Genomic DNA, 13374 nt, shown 5'->3' with positions numbered 1-13374 from the left:
TTTGAAAGTTCAACAGACCCTTATATAAAACTATCTGACACAAAAAAGCCGAGCTTAATAAGCTCGGCTTTTGTTAGTGCATTTTAGCAATTATGCACTTGGGTATTCGCGGTACGCACGCTCTATATTTTTAGCCTGCTTTTTAGAAATACCTAAATGTGCAAGTGCTACACGTAAACGAGCACGTGATAAGTCAGACCCTAATATTTCCATTGCATCAAGCACTGACGTACTTGATGTTTTGCCTGTAATTGCGACAAAAATTGGCTCTAAAAAGTCTTTAATTTTAAGCTCGTGGAATGTTGCTACTTCTTTTGCAATTGCAAAAATAGCAGGCTTTTCAAAGCTACGTAAGCCTTCAAGCTGCCATACAAAAAATTGTAGCGCTTGGCGAATCACGTTTTCGTCTGCTTTACCCGCAGTTAAAAGCGCTGGATCGTAAGTTGGAATTCCGCCTACAAAGTGCCCTGCAAGCTCAACCATATCCGACAGCGTATTAATACGTGTTTTAACTTCTGGTAATATTTTAGCGAGCATTTCGCCGTTAAACTTCCAATCAACAAAGCGCTGAATTAACTGCTCGTCGGTTAGATTTTCGCGGATCCACATGCCGTTTAACCAGCTTAATTTATCTACGTCAAATACTGGGCCACCAAGCGATACGCGCTTCATGTCAAAGTTTTCAATCATCTCATTTAACGTGAATTTTTCACGCTCATCAGGCATTGACCAACCCATACGGCCTAAATAGTTAAGCACGGCTTCTGGCAGGTAGCCCATTTCTTTATAGTAATTAATAGACGTTGGGTTTTTACGCTTAGACAGCTTTGATTTATCTGGGTTACGTAGTAGTGGTAAATGACCAAGTACTGGCGCTTCCCAACCAAAATCTTCATAAAGCTTTAATAACTTAGGCGCTGAGTTAATCCACTCTTCACCACGGAAAATATGGCTAATTTGCATATGGTGGTCGTCAACTACGTTCGCTAAAAAGTACGTTGGAAAACCATCTGCTTTTAAAAGCACTTGCATGTCTACGTTTTCCCACGGGATCTCAATTTCATCACGCAAGTAGTCGTTAAACTTAAACGTGCCTTCGCTTGGGATTTTCATACGTATAACGTAAGGTTTGCCTTCAGCTAAGTTTGCTTTAATTTCTTCATCTGTGTGGTTTAAACCACGACCGTCATATTTAGGGCGTAGGCCTTGTGCCATTTGCTCTTCACGCATTTGATCAAGCTCTTCGCTTGTTGCAAAGCAGTAAAACGCTTTACCATCGTCAACTAACTGATGCGCGTATTTTTTGTATAAATCGCTACGTTCAGATTGACGGTAAGGACCAAATTCGCCACCCACATCAGGACCATGATCCCACTCAAGCCCTAACCAACGTAGGCTATCCATTATCGCAAGTTCCGACTCTGGCGTGCTTCGTACTTGGTCTGTATCTTCTATACGAAGTACAAATTCACCGCCTTGCTGCTTAGCAAAACAGTAGTTAAATAGTGCAATATAAGCGGTGCCAAGATGCGGGTCACCAGTTGGCGACGGGGCAACACGAGTACGGATTGTCATGGTAATGTCTCTTTAAATAAGTGAGATAAAAATTAAATGGATCGTTTAAGCAGCTACTTTATTTAAGTACGCAATAATATCGTTTGATTCGTAAAGCCATTGTACTTGACCGTTTTGCTCTATACGCAGGCAAGGTACTTTAACTTTGCCGCCTTGCTCTAGTAGTTCTTGACGATATTGCTCATTATTTTTCGCATCACGCGTTTCTATGTTTAAGCCTTCACGCTTAATAGCGCGGCGTACTTTTACACAAAACGGGCATGCTTTAAATTGATACAGTTTAAATTGTGAGGTTTGCTGATCAAGCTGTGCTTGCTCGTCGCTTGCACGCTTTTTACTGCGAGGAGTAAATACAAAATTAAAAATAAAATTATAGAACCTAGTAACCAACGAACTAATTTCATGCTTAGCACTCTATTTACAACAATTTAAGGAGCCAGATTTTAGCACAAATTTACAATCAAAAAAGCTCAATACCATTATCAATAGTCAGTTCGTTCATTACATTTCAATCATACTTGAGAGTAAGCCTATATAAATGATAATTATCAAAGTAAGACTAAATCATCTCGGTGCAATACTTCAGCCCCAGTATCGTAATCAAGTAGCTGGCCTATTTGACTAGAATGCGCACCCTTTATTTTATTTACCTCGGTACTACTAAAGCGCGTTAAGCCACGTGCAATCACTTGATTTTTAGTATCAATTAAATCAATTAAATCACCGCGTTCAAAACGTCCAAATGCATTAGTAACGCCTTTAGCGAGTAAGCTTGCGCCTTTATTTTGAAGGGCGCCAATAGCACCTGCATCTATAACAATTTGGCCGGTACTTTTAGGCCCGGCTAGTAACCATTTTTTACGACCATCTTTTGGAGCAGTGAGTTTTAAAAAACGAGTGCCAGGTAACTCGTCACTCATGCATTTTAAAATAACGTTTTTACCTGCGCCTTTAGCAATAATAACTTCAACGCCTGCACGCCTTGCAATATCGGCTGCTTGTAGTTTAGTTGCCATACCGCCGGTGCCTAAATTTGTACCACTGCCACCAGCAAGTTGGCGCAGCTCATCGTTTATATGAGTTACTTCGCCAATGAGGGTGGCATCGGCGTTTGTGCGCGGATCGCTGGTAAATAACCCTTCTTGATCGGTAAGTAATAGTAATTTGTTTGCATTAGCCAAAATAGCAACAAGTGCCGATAAGTTATCGTTATCGCCCACTTTTATTTCACTGGTAGCGACTGCGTCATTTTCGTTGATGATGGGCACAACGTCGTAATTTAATAATGCGGTAAGTGTATCGCGGGCATTAAGGTAGCGCTCTCTGTCGTCTACATCAGCGCGTGTTAGCAGCATTTGCCCTACATTTACACCGTATAAACCAAACAAGCTCTGCCAAATATGAATAAGTTGGCCTTGCCCAATTGCAGCAAGCATTTGTTTATCAATTAAGCTTCTGCCACAGGGTTTTAATAGCTGTTCGCGACCAGCGGCAACCGCGCCGCTCGATACTAAAATAACGTGATGACCCTGCTTTTTAAGCTCGCAGCATTGGCGAACTAATTCAACCATATGTGCTTTGTCTAGCTTATCGGTGCCCCCAGTAAGTACGCTTGTACCAAGCTTTACAACTATTACTTGTTCCCTTTGCATGTGCTTTTTACTATTGATTAATTAAAGATGAATTAATTTATACCAGCTCGGTATTTTTGAACAAGTTAAAAATATTCATGCTAGGATCTGATTTTATTAAATTATGTAAATTACTCTCTATGCCTGCCAGTTTATGTTTAATTATTGCCACCTTTTTATGGGGCAGCTCTTTTATTGCGCTTAAATACGCCATTGCTATTTACGACCCTGCATTGGTGATATTTTTACGCATGCTCACTACGTTAGTTTTGTCGCTTTGTTTGTGGCGCTACGTTATTCGGTTTGAGTATTTAAAAGGTGACTGGAAGTATTTAGTGGGTATGTCGCTTGCTGAGCCTTGCTTGTATTTTTTATTTGAAGGCCATGCAATGGAATACACGTCAGCCTCGCAGGCCGGTGTTATTGTCTCTTGCCTGCCCATTATTATTGCGCTGCTTGCCTTTTTATTACTTAAAGAATACATAAGCAAAGCCATTGTTGTCGGTTTTACGCTGTGTATTGGCGGTAGTATTTTACTTACGCTTCTTTCACCCAGTACGGACCAAGCACCTAACCCGTTGTTGGGTAACTTTTTAGAGCTTATGGCTATGGTGTGCGCTGCATTTTATACCGTAAGTATTAAACATTTAGCTAATCGCTACTCGCCCCTGACTTTAATTGCGTTGCAAGGTATTAGCGGCAGCTTGTTTTTTGCGCCGTTTTTGTTTTTTATCGACCTACCAAGCGAAAACCAACACGACTTAACCGCGCTTATGAGCATTTTGTATTTAGGTTCGTGTGTAACCCTTGGCGGCTACGGCATGTACAACTATGCAATTAGCAAGGTATCGGTATTAACCGCTGCTGCGTACTCTAATTTAATTCCTATTTTTACACTTATTTTGTCAGCTATTATTTTGGGCGAAGTGCTCAACATTTGGCAATGGCTGAGCATATTTGTGGTATTTATTGGCGTAATGGTAAGCCAGCGACATCAAGAGCTCGTGGTAGATATACCGCTTAGCGAATCAGGCGAAGACATTTGCGCAGATACAAGCAATCTTAAATCAGTACCCGAGGCAAGCGAATCAAAAGGGTAACAGGTAAGCAAATAAAGCCCAGGTGTTTGTAAAAATGAGTTTTGGGATTGATGAATAACCTCAATTCCCGTTACCTTATAATTTTGAATCACCCCACTTTGCAGTTGCAAAGTAAACGTCTCCCCCACTTTGGCGTTTTGTAAAAATGCAAAGTGGGTGTCGTTATGCCCTGCTATTAGCGCGCCTTTTTCGTTTCCAAACTCTTTTCCGCCCAGCTCCCCTGCGGGTAAAAATTGGCTAGGCGCAAACGCTAAGTTACGGCCACTCGCTCCAGCCAATACGCTTAATGTTTTATTGTGACTTGGCCAATCAAGCTTTGCAGTCACGTAGCTGTCGGCGTAATACCACGGTTTTACTTTAGTGCCGGGTGATTTAAGCGCCTCTTGCCATGCTTGCTCAATTAATACTTGAGCAAGCCACGCTTTTGCCTGCATATAAGCGCCGTGCCCAAATAATCCAAGCCCAGCTATTAGTAAGCCCGCGCTTAGCCACTTTTTCATTTATATTCACTACTTAATTTAAGCCCTCGGTTTATTTTAAGCGCGCCAAATCCCAATAATAAAATACAGCCTAGCAATATATGTAACCTGCTTTGCCCATCGGTTTGCGGTAAACGCATTGCCATACCTTGTGGTACTGCATTAGTAGCTTGCGCCGTTTGCTCTGCCACTTCTTTTATTTGAGTTTGTTCAATCGCTATAAAAGCAGTAAACGGGCTAAGTAATTGATGAGTAAGCGCAAGCTCTTGTACCTCATCTTTAACTGTACTTTGCTCGTTGTATAAAAGTAATGACTTGATTTTTTGGCGCGCCCATAGCTTTGCTATACCTTGAGCACTTGAGCTATTTTGTGTGCTTAATTTAATACTTAAAGGCCCTTGTGCTGTTTGCCCAGCAAGTACCACACTTTTAGCATCATTAAGTTTTATAGCGACCATTATAGGCTCGCCAAAATATAAATCAGGTAGTGGTGATGGCCAAAAATCTAAGCTGTTACCGCTTTCATCGCTTAGCGCCAAATTAGTAATAGCCGGATGTGCAAGCTTGTCAAACAACTGCTGCATTTTAGGTTGCACCTCGCTTGTGCTGCCTATAAACGTAAATGATCCTTTGCCTATATCTGCCGCTCGGCGCATAAAAAAGCTGTTAGGTGCGCTGCCAATACCCACTGTAAATAAACGGCTATCGCCTAATTTACTTTGAATATTTTTAAACAATACGTCTTCATTACTTACGCTGCCATCAGTTAAAAATACAACTTGGCGTACAAAACCATCAAACTCGCTGCCATCAAGTACGGCATTAAGCGCACCTTGTATTTCAGTGCCGCCGTCGGCTTCTAGGCTATAAATAAATCGCTCTGCACGGCGTAAATTAAAATCGCTGGCTATAAGTGGTTTATCGCTCATTGGAGTTACTATGCTGTCAAAACCAATAATGTTAAAGCTGTCGTCGCTATCAAGTAATGAAAGCGCATAAAACAACGCTTTTTTAGCTTGCTCCATAGATTGCCCGTGCATAGAGCCAGACGTATCAACTACAAATACCATTTCACGAGGTAATCGCTGAGTTTGTGTAAAGTGATCCCCTGGTGGAATTAGCATAGCAAGCCCGTATCGGTCACCATTTTCAAACTGCTGAGTAAAAAATGCGGCTTGAGCTTGCTCTTTTTGCAGCGGTTTAAACTCCAGTACAAAGTCGCGATTAACTGCATTCATCTCATTTAGCGCTATTTTATATTGTCCAAACGCGGTGTTTTGCACATCAACATTATGAAATTTAGAACTGATATCCACCAGCTCTAAGCCTACGTCTATATCTATGTTTAAGCTAAATTGGCTGCTTGGTACGGTATCATTTTGAGTACTATTTTGAGTGATGTTTTGAATGCTGTAAACAGGGCTTAACCATCCCGTTGGGAGCGGATTAACATGCGCTTGATTTTGAGTATTAACCTCAACCTCACCACTAATCGCGTGATAACGAGGTGTAATGGTAGTAGGAAACCTAATAGCAAATGTGCCGCTGCTGTAATCAATTATTTCTTGATACTCAAGTTCAATAATTACTTGCTCACCAGGGCCAATATTTGCCACATTAGTAATAAACATATTGGGGCGTTGCTGGCGTACAAGGGCCGCTTGCTTACCTGCTTTTTTAGCCTCCTCGTATTTCTTTTCGGCTTCCACTTTTTTATCAATTTGGCCTTTAATGACTCGCTCACCAATGTGCATGGTCATAGCATGCACAGCGCTTTCATCAGGCAATGGAAATACATATCGCGCATTAACTGCAAACGGGTTTTCGTTTTGATAGGTTTGCGTTACTACAACATGATTAATGAGGCCAGTTAAGGTCATATTGGCGTCGCTTTTTAATATTATTGCAGGGCCTGCTGGCGCACCATTGCTATCAAAAAGTTCTAACTTGGGTGATTGCGCATGGCTTTTAAAGCTCGCTAACAGCACAATCGCTATAAATATAAAAATGCTTACTTTAGTAAGCATTTTGGTTGGTTTACTCAACATAAAATCACTCCATCGAACGCTTAGCTTTACTTAGATTCAATTAGGTTTAGTTACTCGCCGTTTGGCCATTTACACTATTCATTGAGCGAGTAGTAAGCGTTACGCGTCTATCAAAAAAGTTATCTTCCACCGTGTTGCTATTAGCCAATGTTTGCTGCTCGCCAAATGCCTGCGTGCTTAAGCGTTTATGGCTTACGCCGTGTTTTATTAAATAGCTTTGCACGGCATTTACACGCGCTTTAGAAAGTAAAAGGTTAGCTTGCTCATCGCCGCGTTGATCGGCAAAGCCACTTAAATCAAGCGCGAGCTGTGGTTGGTTGTTTAACAAGGTAACGAGTTGATCTAACTGCAGCGAAAAATGCGGGGCAATAACACTTGAACCTGTTTTAAATTGCACCGTCATCGCCAATAAGTTATTAATTTGAACTTGAGTTAGCTGCTCATTTTGATTGGCAAGTACTTCTAGCTGTTGCTCTAACATATTGTTGTGGTTAAGCACGTGTTGGTAATCGCTGGTTTTTTCTTTCATGACCGTAATTGCACGCTCTTGCTCTGCAATTTTGTTATCAGCGACTTTTGAATCGCCTATTAAGCCACCAGCAAATGCCCCAATAAACGCACCGATTGGCCCACCCACTACGCCGCCAATAATAGCGCCTGTACCTAAACCAATAGCCGTTTCTCTATGGGCTTCTTTTGATGGCGTGTTAGATGTTGAGGCAATTACTGGAGTACAAAAACTAGCAACCAGTGTTAACGCGATTAATGTCTTCTTCATGATTTGATCCTTAAACTTACTTTAAAATTTGTGATGTTTTGTTTTGATGGGTGTATTAAAACAAGCTCAAGTGGCAACAAAGGGGAGCAAAAATGGCAAACTACTGAGCAATTGTGGCAAAAAAATGGCAATTGCCTTTTTAAGCGTACTTAGCTTAAAAACTTCGATATAGTGCACAACAGAGGCAATAGGATAATGACTAGAATGAAAAAAATAGCCATCGTTGAAGATGAACCCGCAATCCGCGAAAACTACATAGAAATGCTGAGCGCACAGGGCTATCACGTTAGTGGCTTTGCAGATCGCGCCAGCGCAGAAGCTGAATTTAAAAATGCCCTGCCCGATTTAGCCATTGTTGATATTGGCCTAGGCCATGAAATAGATGGTGGTTTTTTACTGTGCCAAACATTGCGAGCGCTTTCTAAAACACTGCCTATTATTTTTTTAACCGCCCGCGATAGTGAAATAGATACCGTATGCGGCCTGCGCATGGGCGCCGACGACTACCTAACAAAAGACATTAGCTTGGCTCACTTGGCTGCACGTATTGGTGCGCTATTTCGCCGAATGGAAGCACTTGAACAACCCGCTGATGCCAATGCACTCATAACACGCGGGCAGTTAACGCTCGACACGCAACGTATGCAGGTATTTTGGCAACAACAATTAGTTGATTTAACCGTAACCGAATTTTGGATGCTGCATTCACTCGCCCAGCGACCAGGCCATGTTAAAAGCCGTAACGAATTAATGAGCGATGCAAAAATTTATGTAGACGACAGCACCATTACTTCACACGTAAAACGTATTCGTAAAAAGTTTATAGCACTCGACAGCTCCTTTGATTGCATAGACACCGTGTATGGCATGGGCTACAGGTGGGAACAACACTAATGCTACGATTTGGTCTGCGCAGTAAATTTATATTACTTTCATGTTTTTGTTTTTGCTGCCGTGGCTTGGCTACGAGTACGTATGGGAAATGGAAAAGTTTTTACGCCAAGGCCAAGAAAAAACCCTCGTAGGCACCACTCGCGCACTTGCTACCGCATTACATGAGCGCCCCGCATTATTTGACGAGCAAACCAACTTTTTAGACCAAGTAGTAAAAGGCCGCGATTTATACGCCTACAACTTAAAAAACCCTATTCAGCTTGATGGTAAGCTAACCGACTGGGAACCTTATAAAGCATTATTTTGGCATTACGATAAACGCTATTTACAAAAAACAGATAACAAACATCAAGCCAATGATTTGTCGTTCGATCACATGGTTGGCAAGTTTGATAACTACTTATACGCCGTATTTAAAGTGACCGACAACACCCTTATTTATCGCGCTAAAAACAGCTTAAGCATAACCAATAACGATTATTTAAAAATTGGTTTAAAAACCCCTGACGGCCAGTTTAATACTTACATTATTGCGCCGCGCCAAGACGGCTGGGTTAATGCGTTTGATGCAAAAACCAAAGCCCCTTTTACTAAAATCCAGGGCTATTTTGAAAGTACCGAATCAGGTTATAACGTAGAGCTGCGCTTTCCTATTAGCATGCTGGGCAACAAACTTGGCTTTGCCATTGTTGACATTGATAGTAAAGAGGCGTTGCTAGAGCCTAAAATAATGTCGACCTCAAACTTAAATAACCCAAACGATTTAGGCTCAGTATTAGTCCCCTCTCCAGAAATTAGCCGTATTTTAAAAGGCATGGGCCACAGTGGTAGCCGCATTTGGGTGGTCGATAACCATCATCGTGTACTTGCGCAGTCGGGCACTATTCAAAATGCAGATGGCGTATGGGCAGATGGCCTTAAAAATCAGCCACCAGAAACTACATGGCAACGCTTTGAACAAACTTATTTGCACCCAATTTACTATAAAATATTAACGCGCCCCGAAAATGAGTTTTTAGATACCCTGCACGATGTAGCCTCTATGCAGGGCACACATTTAGCGAAAGCATTAAAAGGACAACCTGCATCGTCTTGGCGCTTAACACCCGACAGTAAAGCCGTTATTTTATCAGCCGCTTACCCTATTTGGATTCAAGACCAAGTAATTGGCGCGGTAATAGCTGAGGAAACCACCAACGGTGTTCGCACGCTTCGTAATAAATCGCTCGAAAAGTTATTTAACGTTATTTTAGCCGTCATGCTAATAGGTACCGTGACTTTATTCTTTTTTGCCTCGCGTATATCGAATCGAATTAGGCGGCTGCGCGATACAGCTGAACAAGCAATAGATGCACAAGGGCGTGTTACTGGCAGTATTAGTTACAGTGATTCTAATGATGAAATTGGTGACCTATCGCGCAGTTTTGCAAATATTGTAAGCCGATTGGGTGGCTATACCGACTATTTAGAAAACATGTCGTCGCGTTTATCTCACGAGCTACGTACGCCGGTTGCCTTAGTGCGCTCGTCACTCGAGAACTTACAAAGTTTGGAGCAAACCGAGCTTAGCCAAAAATACCTCGATCGCGCCAGTGAAGGCGTTGAGCGCTTAGGTAAAATAATTACCACCATGAGTGAGGCGACTCGCCTTGAGCAAAGTATTCAAAGCAACGAGCCTGAGCCTTTTGATTTACAAAAAGTAATTAATGGTTGCATGCAAGGCTATCAGCTTACTTACCCAAACCAGTTATTTACGCTTGATGTATGCCAAAACAAATTACCTATGCAAGGTGCACCGGAGTTTATAGCTCAACTGCTTGATAAGCTTATTAATAACGCGCTGGAGTTTAGTGAAGCCAATACGGCTATTAATGTAAGCCTTAAGCAGAGCGAAAATAAAGCAACATTAACAGTGAGTAACACAGGACCCGCGTTACCCGAAGGATTAACGGAGCATATTTTTGACTCTATGGTGTCGGTACGTAGCCAGCAAATGCAGCAACAGCCACATTTGGGGTTAGGTCTTTATATTGTAAGGCTGGTGTGCGACTACCATAAAGGCAACGTGACCGCGCAAAATAACGTACAAAGCAATGGAGTCACTTTTACAGTAAGTTTGCCGTTAGCAAATTAGTTAAAAATTCTTTAGTTGTAATTGGTTTAGCCTGACCTAGTGGAGCTGGCTAAAAGGCTTAATTAAATGCAAGAGCCTAATAAGTGCTGATTACAAACATTAGTAAAACGTCGAGCAAAGCAGAAAAATCGTGGGTAAAACGGGCATAAAAACGTAAAATATTATTTTACCAAGGTTTAATTACAGTGCTAGTTACTAACTTTTAAAGTTAAGTAAATATAACCAACATATAAAATTACAAATACATACCCAATAGATATCAAACTATTAAGGCCCCATACACCATACCAAAACTTACCACAAAAATAGGTGTTCGCTCTTAATTTAACATTCAATAGTGCAATAGATGAAGGGATTAACAGCAAGGCTGAAAAGCCAAATAGTGGCGCTACAACAAACATTAAAAACAAGCCAGAGGCACCTTCTGCTGAAGCGCTACTGTCAGGCGAAAGCGGTGCTAAAGCCCAAAACAAACACAAAACTGACATTATGGATGCCAATAAACCTAAAAATTGAATTGAACGCATATCTTCCTTGTTAATCTCGCTAAAAATTATGACTTTATTAGAGCTTGTAGTTTTTCAGCTGCACGCTCACTTACAGTTTGCCAGGCATCATTAACTAATATTTTTAAAACTCGCTCGGTAACCTTGCCATTATTTACCAGTGTGTTTCTTACTGACGGATCACTGTCAGTCGCAAAGGCTAGCATTAAAGATTCTGTTATTTTTCTTTTTCTTGCAACCATATCTCTAACCTTTGGATCAGGATGCTTTGATAACACTTCGAGAACTTCGATTGGAACAGCCTTATTTTGTGCCACCCAAAATGCCATATCTGGGTATTTTTCTAGCACACATTTCCATACCTGGGTGTCGGCTCCTTCATGAGCAGCGCGACGATACTCCTCTGGAATATCGCTTTCTCTTAATCTTTTAAACTCCTCCGCGCTCTCGATCATAGCTAACTATGGGCACCCTTTTAGGTTAACTCGTTTAAATTTATTTTATTAATAAAACAACCATATCTGAGTTCCTACTTTGGATCAATTTGTTAATTCAACCTAGCAAAAATAAAGTAAAACATTGTTTTTAAATTATATTTTCAGTTGGTTTTCTCTCTTATTTTTTAAAATTCCTTTCTCATTATTGTCCAAGTATTAGTTTAGTACAGGCTCAATACTCACTTAACGCGAATTAAAAAATAAAAAAAGGTTGCCTTTATGTAACCTTTGGGTATCATTGATACCTAGAGGTTACATATGGTGTATTTAGGTATCAAATGAAACCTTAAGTGGAGTAAACACAACGCGACATTAATGGGTCGCCACCAAAAAGGGATATACAACAGATGGCAAAATCAATCTCAGCACTACCAGAACAAGAACAGCAATATTTAACCATTACTGGAAAAGCCAGTATTGCTCTAGCGTTTTTCTTGTTAGCAGAGCTGCTTTCAACAGTAATCAGCAAAACCGATTCAGTTATATATTTGCTAGTAGATTTAACTTTATTTGTGAGTTTTATCTACTGTATTGTGTTAGCAGCTAAATCGATGAAGTTTGCTAAACATATATCAAACCTAGGTTACTGGGCATTGAAATTTAATGACGAGTATGTAGATTATGTCAGTTCGTTCAGCTTGCGCGCTACATGTCACATTATGGTAATTGGCGGAATTTTTCTCGCTTATAGTGGCGACAGCAATTGGTTCATAGGATTAATAACTCCCTTAAAGCTTACAGATGCACTTCAAATATTGCTTTGCTTAGCAGCAGCTACACATGGCGCATTGATTTTGTGGAAACTACGCAAGGAAGAGCTTTATGAATGAAGATTTAGATAACCATATTCACAAACTTCGATTGCAGCATAAAATATCTCAGCAAGAGTTAGCGGATGCCATAGGCGTTTCTAGAAAAACCATTAGCACAGTAGAAACTGGGCGTTTTACACCGTCGGTGGTTATTGCACTAAAAATAGCGGCTTATTTTTCTGTTTCTGTTGAGCAAGTATTTACCTTGAGATAAGCATTCTGACTCAACAGCCGATGGTAATGCATTAAGCAAAAACTAATAGCAACAAATTAGGCGCTTTTAATATAATAAGCCCTGTACATAATAAGCCCAACACATGTTGGGCTTATTTAATAATGGGAAGAAGCAGCTACAGGTTTGCTTAAAGTAAGTTTTAGGTTCTACGATATTGCTTTAACAATTAACCTAACTGCTATGAGGTCACACTATGAGATTACTATGTAGTGCACCTCAATATTTTTGCCCTATGCAACTTGTTTAACAACCACATCGGCAAACAAAGTAAACTGAATTTTTATTAATTTAGAATTGACCGCTAAATAAAGGCTAGCCTCTAATTGCGTAAAGTGCAAAATTTAGGATGGGTGTCTTGTTAAAAGACCTTTAATTTATGCGAGTAACTTTTCGCAATTGCTAATGTTTGAGCGCCGTTTCCGCTTTAAATTTTCACAGTAACTTGCTTGTGAACTGGGCCTGCCTACTGCACCATGAAATACGCGCGTAAATTGTGTGGTGAGTTTTAACCAGCTTTCTGGGGATATATTGAGCCTTTCTAGCAAAGGAAGGGTTATATCATCAATATGCCCGCGTTTATCCTCTCGCATTATTCGCCCTGTTAGCTCAACGAGTTCAAGGTACGATTTAAGCTCAAACGGCAGCCCTTTAGGCATAATCTGACGTGGCATACCTGCAAAACGTA

General features: G+C 40.8%; 11 protein-coding genes and 3 pseudogenes. 5 read left to right on the top strand and 9 right to left on the bottom strand.

Going from position 1 to position 13374, the window contains the following annotated elements:
• Positions 1-90: 90 nt before the first annotated feature.
• The 3 genes and pseudogenes from gltX to proB form a co-directional block, all read right to left on the bottom strand.
• A complete protein-coding gene (gene gltX / locus P20652_RS00010) occupies positions 91-1575 on the bottom strand; it encodes a glutamate--tRNA ligase (RefSeq protein ID WP_008173177.1) in 1485 nt (494 codons plus the stop codon).
• A gap of 45 nt (positions 1576-1620) precedes the next feature.
• Positions 1621-1979: pseudogene (locus tag P20652_RS00015) on the bottom strand (glutaredoxin family protein).
• 144 nt (positions 1980-2123) lie between these two features.
• Complete coding sequence (proB, locus tag P20652_RS00020; RefSeq protein WP_008173173.1) at positions 2124-3227, bottom strand: glutamate 5-kinase; 1104 nt, start codon at positions 3225-3227, stop codon at positions 2124-2126.
• A gap of 119 nt (positions 3228-3346) precedes the next feature.
• Here proB and P20652_RS00025 point away from each other — a divergent pair, with 119 nt between their 5' ends.
• Positions 3347-4306 carry a DMT family transporter gene (locus P20652_RS00025; RefSeq protein WP_033018330.1) on the top strand — a complete coding sequence of 320 codons (960 nt, stop codon included), beginning with the start codon at positions 3347-3349 and terminating at the stop codon, positions 4304-4306.
• Here the strand turns inward: P20652_RS00025 and P20652_RS19455 are convergent.
• From P20652_RS19455 to pdsO, 3 genes are read right to left on the bottom strand one after another with little or no spacing between them, the layout of a single operon-like run.
• Entirely contained in the window at positions 4201-4806 is a 606-nt protein-coding gene (locus P20652_RS19455; protein ID WP_083832882.1) for a class GN sortase, read from the bottom strand. The two genes, P20652_RS00025 and P20652_RS19455, sit on opposite strands and share 106 nt — an antisense overlap.
• The gene (locus P20652_RS00030) at positions 4803-6833 is read right to left on the bottom strand and encodes a marine proteobacterial sortase target protein (RefSeq protein ID WP_008173170.1); all 2031 of its coding nucleotides are present in this window, start codon (positions 6831-6833) and stop codon (positions 4803-4805) included. The genes P20652_RS19455 and P20652_RS00030 overlap by 4 nt, the downstream gene beginning before the upstream one ends.
• A gap of 46 nt (positions 6834-6879) precedes the next feature.
• Positions 6880-7611 carry a sortase-associated OmpA-like protein PdsO gene (pdsO, locus tag P20652_RS00035; RefSeq protein WP_008173169.1) on the bottom strand — a complete coding sequence of 244 codons (732 nt, stop codon included), beginning with the start codon at positions 7609-7611 and terminating at the stop codon, positions 6880-6882.
• A 204-nt stretch (positions 7612-7815) separates the two neighbouring features.
• Here pdsO and pdsR point away from each other — a divergent pair, with 204 nt between their 5' ends.
• Positions 7816-8505 carry a proteobacterial dedicated sortase system response regulator gene (gene pdsR, locus P20652_RS00040; RefSeq protein ID WP_008173167.1) on the top strand — a complete coding sequence of 230 codons (690 nt, stop codon included), beginning with the start codon at positions 7816-7818 and terminating at the stop codon, positions 8503-8505.
• Positions 8505-10639 (top strand): annotated as a pseudogene (pdsS, locus tag P20652_RS00045) (proteobacterial dedicated sortase system histidine kinase). Before pdsR ends, pdsS begins: the two are co-directional and overlap by 1 nt.
• Positions 10640-10827: 188 nt before the next feature.
• Here the strand turns inward: pdsS and P20652_RS00050 are convergent.
• Both P20652_RS00050 and P20652_RS00055 read right to left on the bottom strand, forming a co-directional pair.
• Entirely contained in the window at positions 10828-11166 is a 339-nt protein-coding gene (locus P20652_RS00050; protein ID WP_008173163.1) for a hypothetical protein, read from the bottom strand.
• Between the two features lie 26 nt (positions 11167-11192).
• Positions 11193-11600 carry a hypothetical protein gene (locus tag P20652_RS00055; RefSeq protein WP_008173162.1) on the bottom strand — a complete coding sequence of 136 codons (408 nt, stop codon included), beginning with the start codon at positions 11598-11600 and terminating at the stop codon, positions 11193-11195.
• A 389-nt stretch (positions 11601-11989) separates the two neighbouring features.
• Here P20652_RS00055 and P20652_RS00060 point away from each other — a divergent pair, with 389 nt between their 5' ends.
• Entirely contained in the window at positions 11990-12472 is a 483-nt protein-coding gene (locus P20652_RS00060; RefSeq protein WP_008173160.1) for a hypothetical protein, read from the top strand.
• Positions 12465-12668: a helix-turn-helix transcriptional regulator gene (locus tag P20652_RS00065; RefSeq protein ID WP_008173157.1), complete on the top strand. Its 204-nt coding sequence runs from the start codon at positions 12465-12467 to the stop codon at positions 12666-12668. Before P20652_RS00060 ends, P20652_RS00065 begins: the two co-directional genes overlap by 8 nt.
• 395 nt (positions 12669-13063) lie before the next feature.
• Here P20652_RS00065 and P20652_RS19450 read toward each other — a convergent pair.
• Positions 13064-13374, bottom strand: a pseudogene (locus P20652_RS19450) (transposase); the annotation flags it as partial.

It is taken from the genome of Pseudoalteromonas sp. BSi20652, assembly GCF_000239855.1.
Taxonomy (GTDB): Bacteria; Pseudomonadota; Gammaproteobacteria; order Enterobacterales; family Alteromonadaceae; genus Pseudoalteromonas.
Note: the sequence above shows the minus strand (reverse complement) of the source record. Positions and strands in the feature narration are given on the sequence as shown.

Excerpts from the sequence above, each read along its gene's own strand:
- gltX (WP_008173177.1), bottom strand. The coding sequence starts at position 1,575 with ATGACAATCCGTACTCGTGTTGCCCCGTCGCCAACTGGTGACCCGCAT.
- proB (WP_008173173.1), bottom strand. The coding sequence starts at position 3,227 with ATGCAAAGGGAACAAGTAATAGTTGTAAAGCTTGGTACAAGCGTACTT.
- P20652_RS00025 (WP_033018330.1), top strand. The coding sequence starts at position 3,347 with ATGCCTGCCAGTTTATGTTTAATTATTGCCACCTTTTTATGGGGCAGC.
- P20652_RS19455 (WP_083832882.1), bottom strand. The coding sequence starts at position 4,806 with ATGAAAAAGTGGCTAAGCGCGGGCTTACTAATAGCTGGGCTTGGATTA.
- P20652_RS00030 (WP_008173170.1), bottom strand. The coding sequence starts at position 6,833 with ATGTTGAGTAAACCAACCAAAATGCTTACTAAAGTAAGCATTTTTATA.
- pdsO (WP_008173169.1), bottom strand. The coding sequence starts at position 7,611 with ATGAAGAAGACATTAATCGCGTTAACACTGGTTGCTAGTTTTTGTACT.
- pdsR (WP_008173167.1), top strand. The coding sequence starts at position 7,816 with ATGAAAAAAATAGCCATCGTTGAAGATGAACCCGCAATCCGCGAAAAC.
- P20652_RS00050 (WP_008173163.1), bottom strand. The coding sequence starts at position 11,166 with ATGCGTTCAATTCAATTTTTAGGTTTATTGGCATCCATAATGTCAGTT.
- P20652_RS00055 (WP_008173162.1), bottom strand. The coding sequence starts at position 11,600 with ATGATCGAGAGCGCGGAGGAGTTTAAAAGATTAAGAGAAAGCGATATT.
- P20652_RS00060 (WP_008173160.1), top strand. The coding sequence starts at position 11,990 with ATGGCAAAATCAATCTCAGCACTACCAGAACAAGAACAGCAATATTTA.
- P20652_RS00065 (WP_008173157.1), top strand. The coding sequence starts at position 12,465 with ATGAATGAAGATTTAGATAACCATATTCACAAACTTCGATTGCAGCAT.